Consider the following 20,494-nt stretch of genomic DNA (forward strand, 5'->3'; position numbering starts at 1 on the left):
GTGATCCTGGCCAAAGAACGCTTGGCGGTCTGCGAATTCGCCCGGCGGATGACCACCGACGGGCTCGTGGTCGGCACCTCCGGGAACGTCTCCGCGAGGCAGGGCGAGCTGATCGCGGTGACCCCGACAGGAGTCGACTACGCCGCGCTGCGGCCGGAAGACGTACCGGTCGTCGGCCTCGACGGGGAAACCGTCGAAGGCTCGCTCAAACCGACTAGCGAACTCCCGATGCACCTCACGGTTTACCGGCGGGCGGCGGATCCCGACGGCAAACCGGTCTCCGCCGTGGTGCACACGCATTCCGTGCACGCCACCGCGGTCTCCACCCTCGTCGCCGAGGTGCCGCCGATCCACTACATGCTCGCCGCGATCGGCCCGACGGCCCGCGTCGCGGCCTACGCGACGTACGGCACCGAAGAACTCGCCAAAGTGATGCTGGAAGCCCTGGAGGGCCGCCGCGGCTGCCTGCTGGCGAACCACGGCACCATCACCTTCGGCGACAGCCTCGGCTCCGCGTACAGCCGGGCGCAGCAGCTCGAGTGGGTCTGCCAGGTGTGGCTGACGGCTCGGGTGGCGGGAACACCGAACCTGCTCCCGCCCGCCGAGATCGAGCACGTCGTGGAGAAACTCCGCGGCTACGGCCAGCGCTGACGTCACGCGAGTTGCGTCTCTGATCACGCAAGACACGCCTCTGATCACACGAGTCGCACCTCATCACTCGAGTTGCACTCTGATCATGCGAGACCCGCCTCCGATCACGCGACTTGCGTCTCCGATCAAGCGTGTCGCGCCTCTGATCACGCGAGTTGCGTCTCCGATCAAGCGTGTCCCGCCTCCGATCACGCGAGTCGCGCCTCTGGCCACGCGAAATCCGTCTTTGATCACGCGAAACCCGCCGATCGCCGGCGACTGACGAGCAAACGGCAAGCGGGATCACGCCACCTCAGGAAGCGGCGGGCTCTGCCTCGAAGTCCGTGGCGTCCACGGCGTGCACCGCGTCGAGAAGTTCGACGACCGTCGGATCGTCGACGGCTTCCTTGATGCACTGCCACAACTGAAGATTCGCCAGCGCCCAGCGGGAGTAGTTCTCCGCCGCCTTGGGGTTGTAGAAGTAGTAGCCGCTGTCGTGGACGTCGCGTTGTTCGCCGACGATCTTGTGCGCCAGCTCGCGGAGGCTCAACCCGTTCTCCCGCAGGTAGCGGTGGGCGAGTACGACAGGCGTCACCGGCAGCGCCTTGAACAGCGTGTCGGCGTCGCTCAGTGCCTGGGCCTCGAGCGAGATGTTCCGGCCTCTGGTGGCCATCTCGGCTTCGTCGATGATGTCGTCGATCCACCGGGCCACGGTCTCTTCGACACCGCATTCCCGCAGGATGCTCATCCGGAGGTCTCGTCCGGCGGCCGCGGGGGAGTTCCGGTGCACGATGTAGTTCACATCGTGCACCAGCGCCGCCACCTCGACGACGGCGCGATCCGCGCCGTTGTGTTCGGCGAACCCCGCGGCCTTGGCCCGGACGAAACTCACGTGATGCCAGCCGTGGAACTGCAGTTTGTCCGCATAACGCCAGCACAGTCGCCGGACATGGTGTTCGACGGCTTCGATGGTCTGGGAAGGAATCGTGCTCTTTCGCGCGCGCATACACCTCTCCGATCCCGTTTACAGACGGGTGGAGTAAGGGTATGCGCCTTCGACGGCGGTGTGTAGTCAGATGCGGCCTGCCAGGTCCCCCAATCGGACCTCGACCGGAACGTGACGATGTCCGATTCCGGTCTTCGGGTCATAGGAAAGACTGAACTCACTCACGGGTCGTGACTTCACCAGAAACGTCATAGTCCCTTCGGTGGCCTCGGGAATCCGATGGAACTCATCCGCGTACATGACGCCCGCCGAACCCGTCTGGCACAGCGTGCTGCGTCGTAACCGAACCGATGTGATCAATCCGGAAAGTTGATCTCGCAGGGTCGAATAACGCTCGTGAACATAGTTGCCACGGAGGATCGTGGTGCAGAAGTGATATCTGTGGTTGTGCACGGAATCGGCGTACCCCTCACGCCAGTCCGACGGTGCCTTGTACTCGTGAAGCCAGATCGAAAAGGGGTCTGTCGGGCAATCGAGCAGGCACCAGGCGAAATGGGTGGTGGTCTCCCGGGACCGCTCGAGGACCGCGCTCGCCTCGTCCGGGCTCAACGAAGCCAAATGCCGCCGGAGGTCGTCGCGCAGCGCTGGTCTCGACGTCCAGTCGCGGAAGATCCCGTCGACGATCCGCCAGTGCTGCGTCAGCGGCAGGTCCGTGGTCCGGAGCAGCGTGGAGAGCTGGGTGAGGGGGGACAAGCGAGTGAGCAACTTCAGCTCCTCAAATCTAGTGCCGTGCGACGCCGAGAGGTCAGGGGTTCAACTCGGCGAGTGTGGTGAACTCCTTCCGGAAGGTGTGGAATTTCCCTTCCAGTTCGAGCAAGTTCTCTTCGGACAGGGGAGAGCCGGTGATCTTTTCGTACAAGGCGAGGAAATCCGCCCTGGTCGTCGTGGTCGAGATGCGGAAATGCCGTCCGGAACGGGATTGGGACACGCGCAGGAACTCGGAGCGTTCCTTGTTGTACAGGAACGAACCTTCGCTGAACCGCAGCGTGCGCGGATACAACGTGGTCGCGCCGCGGATGTCGCTGTACAAGGTCACCCAAACGCTCTCGTCGAACACTTCGAGCCGGTCCAGTGGCGGGTCGGCTACGACAGTGATGTCCACCAGCGAGCACCGGCTGCGCGCCAGGAACAGCCCGACGAGGCCGATGCTGATCTCGTCGTTGAGCCGCTTCTGGATCGTCTCGTAGTCCATTCCCGCTTCTTCGCTGCGCAGGAGATAGCGCGCCCTGCCGCCGATCGCGCCCTCGTCGCGTGGGTCGGCGATGACCACGCGAAGCTCCCTTTCGGTACGGGACAACAGCAATCGGGCCGCGGCGTGTCTACCGGAGAACCCGCGGAAGAAGTAATGCCTGGTCACGTCGAGGTCTTCGGTCATGACACGGTTGAACAACGGGTCCGGATCGGTGGTCGCCTCGAAGACGTGGGTCGGGAAGAATTCCTTGTTGAGCGAACGGTATTCGGCGCTGAGCGCTTCCAGCGCCCGGCGGCTTTCCTCGATCACCGGGGTCACCATCGCGCGCTGTGACGCGGTGGCGGTGATCAGGGTCTGGCCGAAGCCGACCACCGCGGAGATCAGGGTGCCGGTGCCCACTGAGGTGAGCAGTGTCTTGCCGGCGCCGGGATCCATCATGCTGGAGATCCACAGGCTGAGGCCCGCGACGACGACCAGTACGGACAGCAGCAGACTCGTCCTGGTCCAGAAGATCTCTTGCAACGGGGTACGGCGGAGCCGATCGGCTTCCGCGGGCACGAAGGTCACCTCCTTGATCGGCACTCGAACGGACGAACGCAGTGCGTATCTGTTCGAGTGCGGGGAGTTACTCTACGCGCATCGTGACAATGTCGAAATAAGAAATTCGGGGGAAAGCGACCAACAACGAATGTGACGCACGGCGATGCCGGTTTCGCATCGGAGGTTTCGCCGGATCGCGGAAAAACCACTCACGGAGCGTGCGGAAGGATTCCTTCGTACCACGCGGGTCCCGGCTTCGCCGACGACAAGGTTTCGACGACTGCCGAAGACGGTGCGGCGTACACCGTCGGGAAGTCGATCTCCCCCTTGCTCGGGTCGAGCGTCCATGCGAGCCGCTCATCTTCCGGTGAACCCGCTTCTACCAAAGGAAAATGCGCGTCCGCGCCGTTCTTGTTGCCCCTCGGGTCGAGCCGGATCCACCGGTCCGGACCGGCGAGGTACACGCCGTTGAGCCCGTGCAGAACGCCGATCCGCTGATAACAGAACCCGGCCGGGATGCCTTGGCTGCGAAGCAAAGCGGCCAGCAGATGGGCCTTCGCGTAGCAGAGCCCGACTCCTTCGCGCAGAACCTCGGAGGCCATAAGGGTGACCCGGGAATCGGCGGCGTCCACCGTATGGGCGATTTCGTCGCGCACGAAGTGAAACATCGAACGAATCACGTCGACCTCGGTGCCGCCGGTCGGTGACAGCCTGTCAGCCGTTTCGCGGATCAGCGGGTGATCGTGATCGACCACCGCGTCGGCGGCGAGATAGTCCTCGAGCCGCTCGGATTCGATCTTCAGCGTGATTGTCACGCGGCACCACCCAGCACTGTGTCGACGGCCTCTTCGAGAAATTTCGGACCGGCTTCGCCGCCGCGCAGCAGCAGCCGGAACCAGATCGCTCCCGCGAGCAGATCCATCACCAGAACCGGGTCGGCACCGGCGCGCAGTTCACCTCTCGCGGCGGCGCGTTCGAAGATCGGCTCTTCGCGTGCCATGCGGTCGGCGAAGAAACTCCGTGACACGTCACCGAGTTCGGGGCGCCGGGTGCCCGCGGTCAGGGCCGCCGTGACGACCGGCGCGGTGCGTTCCGAGGTCAGCAAGCGGTGGATTTGCGCTGCCACGGCGAGCAGATCACCGCGCAGGCTGCCGGTGTCGGGGACGTCGACGGCGAACAGTCCCGAGTCGCGCAGCGCGGCGGCCAGGAGCGCGTCCTTCGACGGCCACCATCGGTACAACGTCGTCTTGTTGACGCCGGACCGGGCGGCGACGGCCTCGATGGCGAGCTTGTCGTAACCGTGCTCGGCCAGAAGTTCGAGGGTGGCCGCGAAGATCGCGTCGGCCTTGCGCGGGCCGTTCCGGGTGCTCACCGGGAACACAATACAACGCACCGTTGCGTTGTGCGACGAGGTGGCGTACTTTGCAACGCAACGATGCGTTGCATTCAGGAGGTAGTCCATGGTCCCCCTCGTCTTCGTCCACGGCATCCGGCTCAGCGGTGCCGCCTGGACGGCGCAACTCGAACTGCTCGGACAGACCGCGAAAGCAGTCGATCTCCCCGGCCACGGCACTCGTCGGGGTGAGCGCTTCACCGTGGCCGCGGCGGCGGCCGTGATCGCCGAAGCCATCGACGAACCCGCGCTGGTCGTCGGGCACTCTCTCGGCGGTTACGCGGCCATCGCCGCGGCCGCGCGGTATCCCGAGCGCGTGGCCGGCCTCGCCGTCGCGGACTCGACCTTCTTGCCCGGCCGAGCACTGGAGATCCCGTTCCGCCTGGCGCACCGGTCGCTCATGCGACTGCCGGACCGGGGCGAACGGCTGAGCCGATGGCAGTTCCGAAGTGTCCTGCCCCCGAAACTCGCCGAAGCGGTGATCGGCGGCGGCATCGCGACCGAGGTCGTCCCGGACGTCGCCAAGGCCTTCGCGGACTTCGACGTGCTCGCGGAACTCAGGACATACGCGGGCCCGACGTGGCTCATCAACGGCTCACGCGATCACTTCCGCCGCCACGAACGCCGCTTTCTCGACGCCTGTGCGGACGGACGGCTCATCTCGGTTCCGAAAGCCGGGCACTATCTGCCGATGGTGCGCGGCAAGGAGTTCACTCAGCTCGTCCTCGACGCGGCTCGCAGCCTGTCGATCTCCAGCACCCGGTAAAGCAGAGGCGCCCCGGTGCCGCCCGCGGCTAGGTGATCACCATGTGCTCCGTCATCCACAATTGGCAGGCCCTTCGCCTCCGGTCGACGCGCTGACCTGGTGCCGCCCCTTCGGCGGCGTCGAGGTCCACCGTCCACCGTTCGCCAAAAGGATGACAAGGATTTTCACCATGCGCGCACTTTCGCGCCCCGTTTTCGTCTTCGTTCACGGCGGCTCCAGTAACGCCGGGGCCTGGGGCCTCGCCTCGGACCGCGGCATCACCCCGGCGGTCCAGGACCACATGATCCGCAAGGCCGACGAGCTGACTCCGCACAACCCGTTCGAGGTGCGCACTCTGGACTCGTCGCACGTCGGCTACTTCAGCAGGCCGAGGGTCTTCGCTGACCTGCTGACCGGCCTCGTCTGAGAGAGCGCCCCCGGGGTTGCTCAGGCTCGCAGCCTGTCGATCTCCGCCGTCAGTTCGGAACGCAGCGAATCGTGCCGAGCCGCGGGCGAAGCGGCCCAGTTCTCCACCGGGTACAGCCAGACCGGCCGTCCGACCACGTCGGCCGGTTCCCAGTCGTACCGCGGCCAGACGTGGGCGTGCAGGAACGGATCCGTGTTGCCGAGGATCTCCAGATTCACCCTGCGGAAGCCGGGATCCCTACGCCCGCAGACGTTTTCGACGGCTTCGCCGAGCAACTCCAGGTCCGCCAGGAACTCAAGCCGTCGCGGCCGCGGCAGCTCGGTCAGCCTGCCGACGGCGGGGGAATCGGTCAGCAGAACACAGTAGCCCGGGAGGAACTGCGTATCGCCGATCACCGCGAAGCCCGCGTCCAGCCGCCGCAGCACCGTCGGGTTCTCCCCACGCAGCGCCGAACCGATCCGGTCCCGCTGCCAAGCGTCCGTCATGCGGCCAAGCTAACCGACCGGCAGCAGCGAACCCTCCCCGTGGGCCGGGAACTGGGCGGCCAGCCGGACCGGCGCCGCGTGGGGCGCGAGGACGATCGACGCGAACTGGGTCGACGTGTCTCCCAGGCGGCCCGCGTAATTGGTATGCAGATGCACGCTGACGTGCACATTCCGGTCCGCGGGGATCTCGAACATGACGGCGCCCCACGAGACCACGTATTGCCTGCCGTCGATGCTCGCGAGAGGCGCGAAGATCTGGGCATGGCGGACGTGTGGAATGTCGATGGTGAGCAGCCGCCGCGGTCCGTCGTGATTGTCGACGTACGGGATCACACCGGGCAGCTTGGCCAGATCGGCCGGTTCGGTCATCGTCCGGGCTCCCTCAGAACTGGTAGTAGAGGAACGGGCTGAACGTCCCGGTCGCGATCAGGATGGCCGCGTACACCAGCCCGACGGTCATCACGCCGATCCGCAACGCCGTCGCCGGGCGGCTCCGTGAGGACTCCAGCAGCGGTCCGGTCACCGGATGCGCGGGCAGGAACACGACCGCCAGCGCGCACAGCAGGATGACCAGCCGCTGGTTGGTCACCGCGCTCTCGACGAGGTCGGTGAGGCCCGTGAAGTCCGGCAGCACCATGTGCCCGATCATGCCGAGCGCCTGCGGCAGATCCTTGGCGCGGAAGAACACCCAGCCGAAGACCACCAGCACGAGCGTCAGCGCGCGGCGGCCGATACGGGCGGCCTGCGACTTGGGGGTGGCGTCGTAGCCGAAAGCGCGTTCCACGATCAGGATCGCGCCGTGGTAGACACCCCAGATCAGGAACGTCCACTGCGCGCCGTGCCAGAACCCGGTCAGCACGAACACGATGCACAGGTTCCGGTACGTGTGCCCGGCACCGGTGCGGTTGCCGCCCAGCGGGATGTAGACGTAGTCGCGGAACCAGCGCGACAGCGACATGTGCCAGCGCCGCCAGAACTCGGTGATGGTCACTGACGAGTACGGTCTCGCGAAGTTCTCCGGGAGCCGGAAGCCGAGCATGCGGCCGAGCCCGATCGCCATGTCGGAGTATCCGGAGAAGTCGAAGAACAGCTGAAGCGTGAACGCGATCGCACCGAGCCAAGCGATCGCGAAGGTCATCTGGTCCGCCGGCGTGCTGAAGCAGGCGTCCACCATCGGGCTGAGCGAGTCCGCGATGATCGTCTTCTTGCAGAGCCCGAGCGCGAACCGCGGGAAACCGGCGGCGATGTCGTCGAGGCGGTGGGATCGCTGCTGCGGCAGCTGGTCGGCGATCTCCCGGAACCGCACGATGGGCCCGGCCACCAGCTGCGGGAACATCGCGATGTACGCGGCGAACGACACCGGGTTGCGCAGCGCGCGGCGTTCACCGCGGTAGATGTCCACCACGTAGGAGATGTGGTGGAACGTGTAGAACGAGATACCGATCGGGATGACCAGTTCGGCCACCGGGAAATCGCCGCCGAACCAGTGCGTCACGGCCGCGATCTGCTGCGTCGCGAACCCCGCGTACTTCCAGATCAGCAGCATGCCGACATTGAGGCCGATGACCCCGAGCAGCAGCCGCTTGCGCCGCTTGTTCTGCAGGTCCCACGCGTTCGGCTCCAGCGCGGGCCCGGCCAGGAAGTTGACCACCATGCAGCCGAGCAGCACCAGCGTGTACGGCCCGGCGCCGGTGGCGTAGAAGATCAGGCTGCCGACCGCGACGATGCCGTTCCGCCAGCTGCGCGGGCACACCAGCACGGCGAGCAGGACCGCCGGCATGAAGTACCACAGGAAAAGCGGTGAAATGAACGACATCGGTGCGGGGTCCCCCAGGGCGGTTACGCATCATCCGCTGGTGACCTTAGCCTGCGCGCCGGTTGGTGGAGCTGAGATGGCCCAGGAAAAGTGACCACACGCGCGAACCCGCTGTGCCGACAACGGCGGGTTCACCAAGAGTCACCGTGCACCCCGCGCCGTGTGACGAAGTGCGGGGTCAGACACGTCCCGCGAGCCGACGGCGACGCGCCACCTCGGCCAGCAGCACTCCGGCCGCGACCGACGCGTTGAGCGACTCGACGCCCGCCGCCATCGGGATCGACACGGTCGCGTCGCAGGTCTCGCGCACCAGCCGGGAGAGACCGCGCCCCTCCGAGCCGAGCACGATGACCAGCGGATCCGCCGCGAGGTCGAGCTCGTCGATGTCCACCGAGCCGTCCGCGTCGAGGCCGACGACCATCAGGCCGTCGTCCTTCCACGCCTTCAGCTGACGGGTCAGGTTGGTCGCGACGGCGATCGGCAGCTTGGCCGCGGTGCCGGCGGAGGTCCGCCACGCGACCGCGGTCATGCCCGCGCTGCGCCGCTCCGGCAGGAGGACGCCCTGAGCGCCGAACGCGGCGGCCGAGCGGATCACCGCGCCGAGGTTGCGCGGGTCCGTGACGCCGTCGAGCGCGACGAACAGCGGGGTCTGCCCCGAGTCCTTCGCCACGGCCATCAGGTCACGCGGGTCGGCGTAGACGAACGGCGGGACCTGCAGGCCGAGGCCCTGGTGCATGGCCCGGTTGGTCTTGCGGTCCAGTTCTTCGCGCGGGATCTCCAGGATCGAGATGCCCTTGTCGCCGGCGAGCCGGACGGCCTCGTTCACGCGGTCGTCGATCTCGATGTTGATCGCGACGTACAGCGCGGTGGCGGGCACGTCGGCGCGCAGCGCCTCGACCACCGGGTTGCGCCCGGCGATCAGTTCCGGCTTGTCGGCCTTCTTCTGCCGCGCCTGGTCCTTGCGGTCACGCGCGTTGGCCATCCGGTACGCCTTGTGGCCGGGCCGGTCCTCGGCCTTGGGCGTCGGGCCCTTGCCTTCGAGGCCCTTCCGGCGCTGGCCGCCGGAGCCGACGACCTGACCCTTCTTCGTGCCGGGCTTGCGAATAGCGCCCTGGCGCCGGGAGTTGCCTGCCATCAGTGAGAATCCTTGAGCTAGAGACCGAGTAAGTGTCAGACGTCCTTGACGGTCCACTGTGGACCGTTCGGGGTGTCCTCCACCACGATGCCCGCCTGCTGGAGGCGGTCACGCGCGGCGTCCGCACGGGCGAAGTCCTTCTCGGCGCGGGCCTGCTGACGTTCGGTGAGCAGCCCTTCCACGAGATCGGACAGCGCCTGCCGGGTGGGCGTTTCATTGCCGCCCGCCTCGGACCAGCGCGCGGAGAGCGGGTCGAGGCCGAGCACGTCGGTCATCGCGCGCACGGAGGCGGCGATTTCGAGTGCCTTGGAATTGTCGGCCGCGTCGAGGGCGGCGTTACCGTCGCGGACGGTGTTGTGCAGCACTGCGAAGGCCTGCGGAGTGGCCAGGTCGTCGTCGAGCGCGGCCGCGAACCCGTCCGGGATGTCGCCGAGGTGGACCGCGCCGGCGATGCCCGCCGTGCGGCGGAGGAACTGCTCGATCCGCCGGTAGCCCTGTGCGGCTTCGGCGAGCGCTCCGTCGGAGTACTCGATCGTCGACCGGTAGTGCGGCTGGACCAGGTAGTACCGCAGTTCGGGCGCCCGGTGGCTCTTGAGCATCTCCGGGATCGAGACGGTGTTGCCCAGCGACTTCGACATCTTCTCGCCGGACAGGGTCACCCAGGCGTTGTGCAGCCAGAACCGCGCGAACCCGTCACCCGCCGCGTTCGACTGGGCGCGCTCGTTCTCGTGGTGCGGGAACACCAGGTCGACGCCGCCGCCGTGGATGTCGAACTCGGCGCCGAGGTACGCGGTCGCCATCGCCGAGCATTCGAGATGCCAGCCGGGACGACCGGAGCCCCACGGCGTCGGCCACGACGGCTCGCCCGGCTTCGCGGCCTTCCACAGCGTGAAGTCGCGCGCGTCGCGCTTGCCCTCGCCGAGGCTCTCGCCCTGCTGGACCTCGTCGAGCTTCTGGCCGGAGAGATCGCCGTAGCCGTCGAACGCCTTGACCGAGAAGTACACGTCGCCGCCCGAAGCGTAGGCGTGCCCGCCGTCGATCAGCCGTTGCATCAGCTCGACCATCTGCGTGACATGCCCTGTCGCCCGAGGGGCGATCGAGGGTGGCAGGCAGCCGAGGGTTTCGTACGCCGACTCGAAGGCGCGCTCGTGCGTCGCCGCCCACTCCCACCAGGGACGATCCGCCGCGGCGGCCTTGGTGAGGATCTTGTCGTCGATGTCGGTGACGTTGCGGACCATCAGCACGTCTAGTCCACTGTGGACGAGCCAGCGGCGCAGGACGTCGTAGTTCAGCGCGCCACGGACGTGGCCGATGTGAGGTACGCCCTGGACGGTGGCACCACACACGTACATGGACGCCGTTCCGCTACGGGCGGGATGGAATTCCCGCACGCTCCGGGTCGCCGTGTCATAGAGGTGTAGTGCCACCCTAAAAGGGTACGGGGTCGGCGTGAGCGGTGTCGCAGTGACCGTATTACAGCACGTTATGGGCGCGCATGACGCTGAGCAGCGCGTCCGGCCGCTCGGTCGTCGGCAGCGGCTCTACCAGCGCGAACGCGCAGCCGATCTCGCGTGCGGCGCCGTCGGCCTCCTCGCTGTCGCCGACCATGAGCGTTTCCGCCGGGTCGACCCCAAGCCGCTCGACGGCCGCGCGGAAGATCTCCGGCTCCGGCTTCACCGCTCCGACCTCGAACGACAGGATGAACTCGTCGACGTAGGCGTCCCAGCCACGGCGGCCGAAGGCGGGCCGGATGTCGAAGGCGATGTTGCTCAGCACCCCGACCTTGACGCCCTTGCCGGAGACGCCCTTGAGGACGGCTTCGGTGTCCGGGTACGGCGTCCACTGGGTGGGATCGATCAGCCGGGTGTAGAGCGCGACGGCCTGGTCGGCGTGCGGCACCCCGGACTGCTTGAGGACCTCGAGGTACACCTTCCGGTGCAGTACCGGGTCGCGGTCGCGGTGGTTCCAGGCGTGCAGGTGCTCCTCGTCGAGATCGACGACCTGGCCGACCGGCGCGGTCATCCGGCGCATCAGTTCGGTCTGGGCCTCGATGTCGAGCCGCTCGCCATCGTGGTCGGTGAGGTCGGCGAGCCAGGAGTCGTCCTGTTCGAGCCGGAAGACCGTGCCGGAGAAGTCGAACAACACAGCGCGAAAGGTCACGAGCCCCACATTAGCCACGATCGTGGGACCTTCGCCGCCCCCCGCGTGTGACATGAAAGGCCCCTTCATTGCAAATTTTGCAATGAAGGGGCCTTTCATCTCAGCTTCAGGCGGCGTTGCCGGTGATCCGGGTGGGCGTGATCCGGACCAGCACGCGGACGACGTCCGCCGGCTCCTCCGGGTAGTCCTTGCCGAGGTACTTGTGCGAGAGCTCGTTGATCAGCTCGCGCCCGCCCTCGTCGGTCATCTCCACGGTCCCGCGGATCTCGACGTAGTCGTACGGGTTCTCCTGGTCGAAGACGGACACGGACACCCGCGGGTCCCTGGCCATGTTCCGCTCCTTGAGACGGCCGCGGACGGTCGCGAAGATCACCGTGTCGCCGTCCCGCTTCGCCCACAGCACGGACGTCTGCGCGGAGCCGTCTGCGTTGATGGTCGCCAGAACCGGGAAGTTGTTGCCGTCGAGGAGTTTCTTGGTCGCGTCGTTGAAGGTCACACCCATGGCTGAATCCTAAGCGGCCCGGTCACCGGACGTTCCCCGCGATCCTGTCCACCCGCAGGCGGACGATCACCCGCTCGACCTCCTCGCCCTCCGGCGGCGGGTCCTGGCCGAGGTACTTGTGGCTGAGCGTCTTCGGCAACGTCTTCCCGGGATCCGGGGTGATCGTGACCGTGCCGCGCAGCTGGGTGTGCCGGTACGGGTTCTCCGCGTCGGTGATCGACACGCTCGCGCGAGGATCGCGACGCAGGTTCCGTACCTTCAGCCGGTCTTCGGTGGCGCTGAAGACCAGATCGCCGTCGTCGAGGCCCACCCAGATGACCGAGGTCTGCGGGCCGCCGTCGGCGTCCAGCGTGGCCACGGTCGCGAAGTTCTTGCCGTCCACCAGTTCGCGGACCGCTTCGGGAAGTGTGACTGCCATGACAGCCCGAACCGGCTCCCGGCGGCGGCTATTCCTGCGAGGGCAGGAGAAGCGCCGTCGCGAACGCCGCGATGCCCTCGCCGCGTCCGGTCAGGCCGAGCCCGTCGGTCGTCGTCCCGGAGACGCTCACCGGCCCGCCGACGGCCTCGCTCAACACCTTCTGCGCCTCTTCGCGGCGCTTCCCGACACGCGGCGCGTTGCCCACGATCTGGACGGTCGCGTTCCCCACCGTCCAGCCGCCCGCCTCGACCAGGCGCCGCGCCTCCGCGAGGAATTCGACACCGTGCTTGCCCGCCCAGCGCGGATCGCCGGTGCCGAACACCGCGCCGAGATCGCCGAGCCCGGCCGCGGACAGGAGCGCGTCGCACAACGCGTGCGCCGCGACGTCGCCGTCGGAATGGCCCGCGCAACCGTCGACACCGGGCCAGAGCAGACCGGCGATCCAGCATTCGCGGCCCGCCTCGACGGGGTGGACGTCGACGCCGTTGCCGATCCTCACAGGGTTTCCTCTTTCCCGGCCACCGCGATCGCTTCGGCCAGTTTCAGTTCGAAGGCGTTGGTGACGCGCATCGCGTCGGGGTGCCCGGGGATGGTGTGCGCACCGTCGAGAGACGGCTTGCCGGCATACGAGAGAAAAGTCTCACGGGTGAAGCCGAGCGGGGTTTGGGCCGTACGCAGGTATGCGCGGTCTTCGGTGCCTGTGATCACCTTCGCCGCGTCGGTCACCTTCACGGTGTCCGCCATCGGCAGTACGGGAACCACGAAAGGCGAGCCCGCACGGACCGCGTCCGCGACGGCACGGATCGTGTCCGCGGGAGTGAAGGCGCGCAAGGCGTCGTGCACGAGGAAGACCGGATTTCCGGTGATCTCTTTTTCGACCGTGGCGAAAGCATGCTCGAGCGACGTGCCGGGTACTATCCGGCAACGCTCTTCGAAGCCGCTCAAAGCGGCCGAAAACAAATCAACACACCGCTCGGGGGCCGCTACGACCACCAGATCGAGATCCGGCAGCGCGAGCAGCCCCCGCACAGTGTGCGTGAGTAGAGCTTCACCATTCACCGGCGCGAGAGCGAGCTCCGCGTCGGAGGCATGGTGTCGAACGGCAGTGACGAACACGACTGTGCTCATATGGACGGCGCTCATATGTGCGCGATCGTAGAGGTATCCCCCGCAGCCTCACCTGGCGTGGGACACCCGCCGGTTCAGACTGCCGCGGTTTCCAGAACTTCGTCGAGGAGGACTTCAGCCTTGTCCTCGTCGGTGCCCTCCGCGAGCGCCAGCTCGCTGACCAGAATTTGCCGCGCCTTCGCCAGCATGCGCTTCTCGCCGGCTGAAAGTCCGCGGTCCTTCTCTCGCCGCCAGAGGTCGCGCACCACTTCGGCCACCTTGTTCACATCGCCGGAGGCGAGCTTCTCGAGGTTGGCCTTGTACCGACGAGACCAGTTGGTGGGCTCTTCGGTGTGCGGAGCACGCAGAACGTCGAAAACCTTGTCCAGTCCTTCTTGCCCGACGACATCACGAACGCCGACGATCTCGGCGTTGTCAGCGGGCACGCGAACCGTAAGATCCCCTTGCGCGACTTTGAGGACGAGGTACTTCTTCTCCTCGCCCTTGATCACGCGGGTCTCGATGGCTTCGATGAGTGCGGCACCGTGGTGCGGGTAGACGACGGTCTCTCCGACCTTGAAAACCATGTGTCCTCTGCCCCTTTCGCTGAATTCATCTTAGCACGTGCCGACGAGGCCCACCTAGCGGCCCGCGATCGTCGTCGCAGGTCAGCGGCCTGACGGTGCTCCGCCCGGGGGTTGACAAACCCAATTCGCCCATGCTCACGCTGGTGAGAAGCGAACGATTTCCAAATCCTTTGTGGACGGTTGATCTTGGGCACGTCACCGCATTGGTGGGCTGTCAACACGCACCGGGTTCTCCGTCCGCGAAGGCGCCCGGCTAGTCTTCGCGGTGAAGAGGCCGTGAGATGGAAGGACTCCGACGTGAGGCTGCAGAATCGGCGCGTGTTCGGCGCAGGTGTGCTGGCGCTCGGCGCCGCGTTCGTGCTCGCCGGCTGCAGTGCTGGTCAGATCACCCAGACCGACTCGCAGCAGCCCGCGGTCAACGGGACGTACGCGCAGGCGAAGGACCTGGTGCTGCGGAACGCCGCGCTCCAGTTCCCGACCGAGGGGCAGGCGTATCCGGCCGGTTCCGCCGCGCCGCTGACGCTGACCATCGTGAACCAGGGCAAGCTGGACGACGAGCTCGTCTCCGTCTCCTCCGAAGCCGCCGCCGGTGACGCCAAGATCACCGGTTCCAAGGTCATCGCCGCGAGCCACGCGCTTGTGATCGGCCCGTCCGACTCGGTCGAGTCGACCAAGGAGGTCGCCCCGACGAGCGCCCCGTCCTCCGCGCCGGCGTCGTCCTCGGGCGCGCCGTCTTCGTCGGGTGCCCCGTCGTCTTCGGGTGCCCCGTCGAGCTCCGCCGGGACGGTCACGCCGTCCGCGGGCCCGGAGACGACCAACGCGCCGGACCAGGTGGGCAAGGCCACGATCGAGCTGCAGGGCCTGAAGCAGCCGGTGTGGGCGGGCCAGACCGTCAAGGTCACCTTCGTCTTCAAGAACTCCGGCTCGATCACGGTCGACCTGCCGGTCGCGGCGCCGTCGCACCCGGGCAGCCGGGCGCCCGCGCCGGAGAAGGAAGCCAAGGGCGGCGGTCACTGAGACCTCGCAGTACATGAAGGCCCCCTTCCTTGCGTTCAGCGCAAGGAAGGGGGCCTTCATGTACTTGCGTCGTTGCCGGGGTTTGTCGGTGGTGGCCGCTAGCCTCGCGGAGTGGTCAAGAAAGGCAGTACGTACCGCTGCGGTGAATGCGGGTACGAGGCGCCGAAGTGGGTCGGGCGCTGCCCCGAATGTCAGGCGTGGGGGACCATCGAGGAACGCGGCGACGCCCGCCCCGCGATAGCCAGGGTCTCGGCGGGAGCGCCCAGCGCACCGGCGCGCCCGATCGGCGAGGTCGACGTCGAGACGGCGCGCGCGAAGCCCACCGGCGTCTCGGAGCTGGACCGTGTGCTCGGTGGCGGGTTCGTGCCGGGCGCGGTCATCCTGCTCGCGGGCGAGCCCGGTGTCGGCAAATCGACCCTCCTGCTGGAGGTCGCCTACCAATGGGCGGCCACCGCGGGCCGGGCGCTCTACGTCACCGGTGAGGAGTCGGCGGGGCAGGTGCGCCTGCGCGCCGAGCGCACCGGCAACGTCCACGACGAGATGTTCCTCGCGGCCGAGAGCGATCTCTCCGCGATCCTCGGGCACGTCGACGCGGTCAAGCCGGGGGTGCTGATCGTCGACTCGGTCCAGACCATGGCCTCGCCGCAGGTGGAGGGGGCGCCGGGCGGCGTCACCCAGGTCCGCGCGGTCACCTCCGGACTGGTCGCGCTGGCCAAGGAGCGCGGGCTGCCGATCGTGCTGGTCGGGCACGTCACCAAGGACGGTTCGGTCGCCGGGCCGCGCGTGCTGGAGCACCTGGTCGACGTGGTCCTGCAGTTCGAGGGAGACAAGCATTCGACGCTGCGGATGCTGCGCGGCATCAAGAACCGGTTCGGCGCCGCCGACGAGATCGGCTGCTTCGAACTGGTCGAGGAGGGCATCGTCGGCGTGCCCGACCCGTCTGGCCTGTTCCTCAGCCACACCGCGGAGCCGGTCGCGGGCACCGCGGTCACGGTGACCATGGAGGGCAAGCGGCCGTTGCTGGGCGAGGTGCAGGCGCTCGTGTCGGCGACCCAGTCACCGCAGCCCCGGCGCGCGGTGAGCGGTCTCGATTCGGCACGTGTCGCGATGGTGCTGGCGGTGGTCGAGAAGCGGGCGAACATCAAGGTCGGCGACAAGGACGTCTACGTGGCGACGGTCGGCGGCATGAAGATCACCGAACCCGGGATCGACCTCGCGGTGGTGCTGGCCCTGATCTCCTCGGCGAGGGACACGCCGCTTTCGCCCAAACTCGTCGCGATGGGCGAGGTCGGGCTGTCGGGCGAGGTCCGCCGGGTGCCGAGCGTCGGGCGGCGGCTCGCGGAAGCCGCCCGGCTCGGCTTCACCTACGCGCTCGTGCCGCCGGACTCCGGCAAAATCCCGCCGGGGATCCGGGTGCTGGAGGTCCCGGACGTCGGAAGCGCGCTCAACGCCGCCAAGCACGCGCGCTAGCTGGGCTCGGGGCCGTCGTCGTCGGTGATCGCCACCGAGATCGTCGTGTCGAATAAGGTCAGCCCCGGCCAGCCTTCGTACTTTCCGTTGGACCGGACGGCGCGGTTCTCGACGACGGCGGCCGTCGTCTTGTCGACGACGAACGTGCGCGTCTGGTTCGGCAGCGCGACCGTGAAGGACACCGCCGGCCGTCCGCCGGGAGCGGCCACGCTCGCCACGGTGATGCCGGGAATCCTCGCGAGCGCTTTGTACAGTGCCACCCGCATCTCGCCGAAGCCCTGGGAGGAGCGGAGGACGTTGAAGGCCATCTCGAACATCTCAGGGGTGGAGTTCTGCTGCTCCGGTGAGCGGCCATCCGGCCAGAGGCCGTCACGGCGGAGCCGGTCGGACAGCTTCGCCGGGTCGGCGGGCAGTTCGGCGAGAAACTCCGGCGAGGGGTCGGTCCATCCGCTTTCCGACGGCAGCCGATCCGGCGGCCCCGCCTCGGAGGTCTTCAGCGGAGGGGGCACCGGTGACGTGGTGGTGGTGCGCGTCGGCCACACCTCCGCCATGGTGACGTGGGACGACGGCCCCGGAAGTGCCACGCCGTTGGCCATGGCCGTCTGGTAGTCGCCCTTGATCCAGCGGATCTCGCCGGTTCCGGTGAAGCGCGTCTTGATCCGCATCCAGTTGCGCGGCGGAAGCCATCGTTCGCGGATCTCGTGGGTTTGGAAGACTAGCCCAGCCTTGGTGACATGCGTGGTCCACGTGGATTCGGTGACGAGCCGGTACTGGTCGTCCCGGATCGGGGAGTCGTCGGCGTGGAGGCCGTCGAGCGCGTTTTCGCCCTGGGTGACCGTCGAGTGGGCCGCGGGGTCCGGGCCGTCGCCGGCGGTGAAGACGTTCGTCGCCACGATCCCGCCGCCGGACACCAGTGCCGCGGCGGCCGCGGCCGCGATCCACCGCCACGAGCCCGGCCGCTTCTTCACCGGGGGCGCGGTCATGGGGAGGAGTTCGTCCTCCACCTCGCCGGCGGCGCGCAGGAGCGCCGCCCTGGCGCGGGCGAGTTCGTCCTGCCTTGTTCGCGGCTCGGCGTGCAGGCCGGCGAGCGCTTCGTCGAGTTCGGCCTCGGACCACACCTTCCGGATGTTATCGCCGTGCACTTTCGCCGCCCTCCGATATGGACGCTGTGGACTCAGTGGACTCAGTGGTGATCTCCGGTGCGTTGGCGCGCAGCCATCTCCGGATCCGGTGCAACCGTGATCTGACCGTCCCGGCGGGGATTCCCAGTGCCTCGGCGACCTCGCCGGGATCCAGGCCCGCCCACGAGACCAGCAGCAGGGTGTCGCGGTCCGCGACGCTCAATTCGGCCAGCGCGCCCGCCAGCTGGGCCGCGCGGGACTGGGCGTCGACCCGCTCGGCGACGCGGCCGTCGTGTCCGGCCGAGACCGTCTGGTCGGCGGCCGCGAGCCGGGCCGTCGCGTTGAGTGCCCTGGTCTCCGTGCGGACGTGGTGGCGCAGCAGGTTCGTCGCGATCCCGTAGAGCCACGCGCGCGCCGTGCCCGCCTCGGGGCGATACGTCTCGCGTCGCCGTAATGCCACAAGGAAGGTCTCGGCGACGAGGTCGTGCGCGGTCTCCGTGCCGACGCGGCGTGCGAGATAGCGCTGGAGCGGGGCCGCGTGGGCGTCGAAGAGCATGCCGAAGACGGGTGCGGGGTCCGGACCACCGAGATCCGGCCTGTCCAGCCCGCCCGTGCCGGCCTGCTCGTGATCGTCTTTCATCACCTGCACGATCGCTATTGCCCGATGGCCCCCGGAGCGTTCATCCAATCCTACTTTCGTCGTGGGCCGAACGGGGAAAGCGCAGGTGACACCGCAGACAAAAGCCGCGTGACCGGAGATCCTGTTCAGGATTCACCATCCAAAAGTGAAACTGGGGAAGGATTACCATGCGTCGACTCAGGACCGCGGTCGTGGCCGCGCTCGCGGTGTCCGCACTGATCACCGTTCCGGCGGCGGCCGTCGCCCAAGGCGAGAACGTCGTACCCGCGCCCGACTTCGTGCATTCGATGGCGCCGCCCGCCAAGGTCGAAGGGGTCAGGGCGGCCGCGGAGCTCAACATCCAGTACCAGATCCAGGAGACCGGGTACTGGTGCGGCCCGGCCGCCACCCGGATCGCCATCTCGGCCAAGAACGGCAACCCGCCCAGCCAGCAGCAGCTCGCGAACGAGCTGCCGACCAGCACCAACGGCACCGACTGGATCGGGCAGGTCACCCGCGTCCTCAACAACCACGTCGCCGGTGGCTGGTACGAGACCAAGGAGATGCCGAACGACCCGCCGACCCAGGCGCAGCGCGACCTCCTGTGGCGCGACATCGTGCTGGACGTCGACAAGGGCTACGCGATCGTCGCGAACATCGTCGCCCCGGCGAACAACCATCCGCCGGGCTACCCGAACTACACGATCTACCACTACTTCACGATCATCGGCTACAACAGCGGCAACATGACGGTGAAGATCGCCGACCCGGCCAACTTCGGCGGCAACCAGATCTACTGGCTCACCTTCAACCAGCTCGCCACCCTGATCCCGCCGAAGGGCTACTCGGCCTGACCCCCAAAGCGTTTCGTCCTCTGAATGCGTTACTTGCCCGCGCAAGGACCGCGTTCAGAGGACGAAACGCATGAGTTGTACGAATCTTGTACGGGTGGGCTCGAAGCTGATCGGCATGCGCATCAAGACGCTCGGTCTGCTGGCCGCCTCACTGCTGGCCCTCATCGCCGCTCCGGCCCAAGCCGCCGACGGCAACCCCCTTGAGAAGACCAACGGCTTCTACGTCGATCCGAATTCCAACCCCGCGGTCTGGGTGCGGGATCACCCGGGCAGCACCGCCGACAAGATCAAGGCCGCCATCTCCACCAAGGCAGGCGCGCGATGGTTCGGCAACTGGAGCGGGAACGTCAAGACAGCCGTCGACGGCTACACCTACGCCGCCGACGTGGCGGACAAGCTGCCGATCCTGGTCGCCTACAACATCCCCGGCCGCGACTGCGGCGGTCACTCCGGTGGCGGCGCGGGCAGCCCGGAGGCGTACCGGACCTGGATCTCGAACTTCGCCGACGGTATCGGCGGCAAGCCCGCGGTCGTCGTCATCGAGCCGGACGCGCTCGCGCAGGTCGACTGCCTGCCCGCCGGTGAGCGCCAGACCCGCCTCGACCTGCTCAAGTACGCCGCCGAGCAGTTCGCCGCGAAGGCCCCGAACACCTGGGCGTACATGGACGGCGGAAACTCGACCTGGATCCCCGCCGCGACCATGGCCGACCGGCTCAACGCCGTCGGGGTGAAGTCGATCCGCGGTCTCGCGATCAACGTGTCGAACTACAAGACCACCACCGACTCGGCGAACTACGGCAAGGCCGTCAGCGCCGCGCTGTCGAGCAAGTACGGCTACACCAAGCCGTTCGTGATCGACACGAGCCGCAACGGCAACGGTCCCAAGGGCTCCGAGTGGTGCAACCCGGCCGGGCGCAAGCTCGGGGCGACCTCGCAGACCGGCGGCGGCGCCGAGATGCTGCTCTGGGTCAAGGTGCCCGGTGACTCCGACGGCAAATGCGGGATCGCGCCGAACGTCGAAGCCGGTCAGTTCAGCCCCGATCTGGCGCTGCGCCTGATCAGCGGGACCTGACCGCCCCGAAACCCGTCGCGCCGGCTGTTCGTCTGTGACCCTCGTTCTCCCGAGAAGGCGAGGGCCACGACCCCTTGGACTGCAGCCGGCGCGACGCCTCCATTCGCGCGTGAAGGCCCCTTCCCTCGGCTCAGCCGAGGGAAGGGGCCTTCACGCGCTTCCGGTAGTACGGTGCGAGGTGACCTGAGTCACAGCATC

The 20,494-nt window shown here is 67.6% G+C and carries 25 protein-coding genes; 7 read left to right on the forward strand and 18 right to left on the reverse strand.

Annotated elements, in window-relative coordinates; genetic code table 11:
* Positions 1-651 carry a class II aldolase/adducin family protein gene (locus ACLJQ7_RS10240; protein WP_410647925.1) on the forward strand — a complete coding sequence of 217 codons (651 nt, stop codon included), beginning with the start codon at positions 1-3 and terminating at the stop codon, positions 649-651.
* A gap of 292 nt (positions 652-943) precedes the next feature.
* Here the strand turns inward: ACLJQ7_RS10240 and ACLJQ7_RS10245 are convergent, their stop codons facing one another.
* From ACLJQ7_RS10245 to ACLJQ7_RS10265, 5 genes are all read right to left on the reverse strand, one after another.
* On the reverse strand, positions 944-1,636 hold the full coding sequence (locus tag ACLJQ7_RS10245; RefSeq protein ID WP_410647926.1) for an HD domain-containing protein: 693 nt from the start codon (positions 1,634-1,636) through the stop codon (positions 944-946).
* A gap of 66 nt (positions 1,637-1,702) precedes the next feature.
* Entirely contained in the window at positions 1,703-2,341 is a 639-nt protein-coding gene (locus ACLJQ7_RS10250) for a hypothetical protein (protein WP_410647927.1), read from the reverse strand.
* Between the two features lie 40 nt (positions 2,342-2,381).
* Positions 2,382-3,428, reverse strand: a complete 1,047-nt coding sequence (locus tag ACLJQ7_RS10255; protein ID WP_410648562.1) for a hypothetical protein — start codon at positions 3,426-3,428, stop codon at positions 2,382-2,384.
* Between the two features lie 149 nt (positions 3,429-3,577).
* On the reverse strand, positions 3,578-4,183 hold the full coding sequence (locus tag ACLJQ7_RS10260) for a transglutaminase-like domain-containing protein (protein ID WP_410647928.1): 606 nt from the start codon (positions 4,181-4,183) through the stop codon (positions 3,578-3,580).
* Entirely contained in the window at positions 4,180-4,740 is a 561-nt protein-coding gene (locus ACLJQ7_RS10265; protein WP_410647930.1) for a TetR/AcrR family transcriptional regulator, read from the reverse strand. Before ACLJQ7_RS10265 ends, ACLJQ7_RS10260 begins: the two co-directional genes overlap by 4 nt.
* An 88-nt stretch (positions 4,741-4,828) precedes the next feature.
* Between ACLJQ7_RS10265 and ACLJQ7_RS10270 the strand changes: the two genes are divergently transcribed.
* Both ACLJQ7_RS10270 and ACLJQ7_RS10275 read left to right on the forward strand, forming a co-directional pair.
* Complete coding sequence (locus tag ACLJQ7_RS10270) at positions 4,829-5,527, forward strand: alpha/beta fold hydrolase (RefSeq protein WP_410647931.1); 699 nt, start codon at positions 4,829-4,831, stop codon at positions 5,525-5,527.
* Positions 5,528-5,696: 169 nt separating this feature from the next.
* The gene (locus ACLJQ7_RS10275) at positions 5,697-5,933 is read left to right on the forward strand and encodes a hypothetical protein (protein ID WP_410647932.1); all 237 of its coding nucleotides are present in this window, start codon (positions 5,697-5,699) and stop codon (positions 5,931-5,933) included.
* A 20-nt stretch (positions 5,934-5,953) separates the two neighbouring features.
* On the opposite strand, the gene ACLJQ7_RS10280 is transcribed toward ACLJQ7_RS10275, so the two are convergent.
* The 11 genes from ACLJQ7_RS10280 to ACLJQ7_RS10330 all read right to left on the reverse strand — a co-directional run bounded on the left by ACLJQ7_RS10280 (position 5,954) and on the right by ACLJQ7_RS10330 (position 14,143).
* On the reverse strand, positions 5,954-6,418 hold the full coding sequence (locus tag ACLJQ7_RS10280) for an HIT family protein (RefSeq protein ID WP_410647933.1): 465 nt from the start codon (positions 6,416-6,418) through the stop codon (positions 5,954-5,956).
* Positions 6,419-6,427: 9 nt separating this feature from the next.
* Complete coding sequence (locus ACLJQ7_RS10285) at positions 6,428-6,787, reverse strand: hypothetical protein (RefSeq protein ID WP_410647934.1); 360 nt, start codon at positions 6,785-6,787, stop codon at positions 6,428-6,430.
* 13 nt (positions 6,788-6,800) lie between these two features.
* Positions 6,801-8,234 (reverse strand): MBOAT family O-acyltransferase, encoded by a 1,434-nt coding sequence (locus ACLJQ7_RS10290; protein WP_410647935.1) that lies wholly within the window; start codon positions 8,232-8,234, stop codon positions 6,801-6,803.
* 178 nt (positions 8,235-8,412) lie between these two features.
* Positions 8,413-9,369: a 23S rRNA (guanosine(2251)-2'-O)-methyltransferase RlmB gene (gene rlmB / locus ACLJQ7_RS10295; protein WP_034310192.1), complete on the reverse strand. Its 957-nt coding sequence runs from the start codon at positions 9,367-9,369 to the stop codon at positions 8,413-8,415.
* A gap of 35 nt (positions 9,370-9,404) precedes the next feature.
* Complete coding sequence (gene cysS / locus ACLJQ7_RS10300) at positions 9,405-10,796, reverse strand: cysteine--tRNA ligase (RefSeq protein ID WP_410647936.1); 1,392 nt, start codon at positions 10,794-10,796, stop codon at positions 9,405-9,407.
* Positions 10,797-10,842: 46 nt separating this feature from the next.
* A complete protein-coding gene (locus ACLJQ7_RS10305) occupies positions 10,843-11,529 on the reverse strand; it encodes an HAD family hydrolase (RefSeq protein WP_410647937.1) in 687 nt (228 codons plus the stop codon).
* A 106-nt stretch (positions 11,530-11,635) separates the two neighbouring features.
* Entirely contained in the window at positions 11,636-12,031 is a 396-nt protein-coding gene (locus ACLJQ7_RS10310) for a PPOX class F420-dependent oxidoreductase (RefSeq protein ID WP_410647938.1), read from the reverse strand.
* Between the two features lie 22 nt (positions 12,032-12,053).
* Entirely contained in the window at positions 12,054-12,449 is a 396-nt protein-coding gene (locus tag ACLJQ7_RS10315; protein WP_410647939.1) for a PPOX class F420-dependent oxidoreductase, read from the reverse strand.
* A 28-nt stretch (positions 12,450-12,477) separates the two neighbouring features.
* Complete coding sequence (ispF, locus tag ACLJQ7_RS10320) at positions 12,478-12,948, reverse strand: 2-C-methyl-D-erythritol 2,4-cyclodiphosphate synthase (protein WP_034310203.1); 471 nt, start codon at positions 12,946-12,948, stop codon at positions 12,478-12,480.
* The gene (locus tag ACLJQ7_RS10325) at positions 12,945-13,592 is read right to left on the reverse strand and encodes a 2-C-methyl-D-erythritol 4-phosphate cytidylyltransferase (protein WP_410647940.1); all 648 of its coding nucleotides are present in this window, start codon (positions 13,590-13,592) and stop codon (positions 12,945-12,947) included. Before ACLJQ7_RS10325 ends, ispF begins: the two co-directional genes overlap by 4 nt.
* Positions 13,593-13,651: 59 nt before the next feature.
* Positions 13,652-14,143 carry a CarD family transcriptional regulator gene (locus ACLJQ7_RS10330; RefSeq protein WP_005165253.1) on the reverse strand — a complete coding sequence of 164 codons (492 nt, stop codon included), beginning with the start codon at positions 14,141-14,143 and terminating at the stop codon, positions 13,652-13,654.
* Between the two features lie 297 nt (positions 14,144-14,440).
* Between ACLJQ7_RS10330 and ACLJQ7_RS10335 the strand changes: the two genes are divergently transcribed.
* Positions 14,441-15,160 (forward strand): hypothetical protein, encoded by a 720-nt coding sequence (locus tag ACLJQ7_RS10335; protein WP_410647941.1) that lies wholly within the window; start codon positions 14,441-14,443, stop codon positions 15,158-15,160.
* A 111-nt stretch (positions 15,161-15,271) separates the two neighbouring features.
* Positions 15,272-16,630 (forward strand): DNA repair protein RadA, encoded by a 1,359-nt coding sequence (gene radA, locus ACLJQ7_RS10340; RefSeq protein ID WP_410647943.1) that lies wholly within the window; start codon positions 15,272-15,274, stop codon positions 16,628-16,630.
* On the opposite strand, the gene ACLJQ7_RS10345 is transcribed toward radA, so the two are convergent.
* Positions 16,627-17,748 carry a CU044_5270 family protein gene (locus ACLJQ7_RS10345; protein WP_410647944.1) on the reverse strand — a complete coding sequence of 374 codons (1,122 nt, stop codon included), beginning with the start codon at positions 17,746-17,748 and terminating at the stop codon, positions 16,627-16,629. The two genes, radA and ACLJQ7_RS10345, sit on opposite strands and share 4 nt — an antisense overlap.
* 10 nt (positions 17,749-17,758) lie before the next feature.
* The gene (locus ACLJQ7_RS10350; RefSeq protein ID WP_410647945.1) at positions 17,759-18,400 is read right to left on the reverse strand and encodes an RNA polymerase sigma factor; all 642 of its coding nucleotides are present in this window, start codon (positions 18,398-18,400) and stop codon (positions 17,759-17,761) included.
* 158 nt (positions 18,401-18,558) lie between these two features.
* Between ACLJQ7_RS10350 and ACLJQ7_RS10355 the strand changes: the two genes are divergently transcribed.
* Entirely contained in the window at positions 18,559-19,224 is a 666-nt protein-coding gene (locus ACLJQ7_RS10355; RefSeq protein ID WP_410647947.1) for a C39 family peptidase, read from the forward strand.
* A gap of 115 nt (positions 19,225-19,339) precedes the next feature.
* Positions 19,340-20,296, forward strand: coding sequence for a glycoside hydrolase family 6 protein (locus ACLJQ7_RS10360; RefSeq protein WP_410648563.1), 957 nt, complete (start codon positions 19,340-19,342; stop codon positions 20,294-20,296).
* Positions 20,297-20,494 lie beyond the last annotated feature (198 nt).

Source organism: Amycolatopsis sp. cmx-4-54 (assembly GCF_046548895.1).
GTDB lineage: Bacteria > Actinomycetota > Actinomycetes > Mycobacteriales > Pseudonocardiaceae > Amycolatopsis.

Coding starts and splice junctions, on each gene's coding strand:
- ACLJQ7_RS10310 (WP_410647938.1), bottom strand. CDS start 12,031: ATGGGTGTGACCTTCAACGACGCGACCAAGAAACTCCTCGACGGCAAC.
- ACLJQ7_RS10290 (WP_410647935.1), bottom strand. CDS start 8,234: ATGTCGTTCATTTCACCGCTTTTCCTGTGGTACTTCATGCCGGCGGTC.
- ACLJQ7_RS10270 (WP_410647931.1), top strand. CDS start 4,829: ATGGTCCCCCTCGTCTTCGTCCACGGCATCCGGCTCAGCGGTGCCGCC.
- ACLJQ7_RS10355 (WP_410647947.1), top strand. CDS start 18,559: ATGCGTCGACTCAGGACCGCGGTCGTGGCCGCGCTCGCGGTGTCCGCA.
- ACLJQ7_RS10325 (WP_410647940.1), bottom strand. CDS start 13,592: ATGAGCGCCGTCCATATGAGCACAGTCGTGTTCGTCACTGCCGTTCGA.
- ACLJQ7_RS10280 (WP_410647933.1), bottom strand. CDS start 6,418: ATGACGGACGCTTGGCAGCGGGACCGGATCGGTTCGGCGCTGCGTGGG.
- ACLJQ7_RS10285 (WP_410647934.1), bottom strand. CDS start 6,787: ATGACCGAACCGGCCGATCTGGCCAAGCTGCCCGGTGTGATCCCGTAC.
- ACLJQ7_RS10245 (WP_410647926.1), bottom strand. CDS start 1,636: ATGCGCGCGCGAAAGAGCACGATTCCTTCCCAGACCATCGAAGCCGTC.
- ACLJQ7_RS10315 (WP_410647939.1), bottom strand. CDS start 12,449: ATGGCAGTCACACTTCCCGAAGCGGTCCGCGAACTGGTGGACGGCAAG.
- ACLJQ7_RS10275 (WP_410647932.1), top strand. CDS start 5,697: ATGCGCGCACTTTCGCGCCCCGTTTTCGTCTTCGTTCACGGCGGCTCC.
- ACLJQ7_RS10360 (WP_410648563.1), top strand. CDS start 19,340: ATGCGCATCAAGACGCTCGGTCTGCTGGCCGCCTCACTGCTGGCCCTC.
- ACLJQ7_RS10330 (WP_005165253.1), bottom strand. CDS start 14,143: ATGGTTTTCAAGGTCGGAGAGACCGTCGTCTACCCGCACCACGGTGCC.
- rlmB (WP_034310192.1), bottom strand. CDS start 9,369: ATGGCAGGCAACTCCCGGCGCCAGGGCGCTATTCGCAAGCCCGGCACG.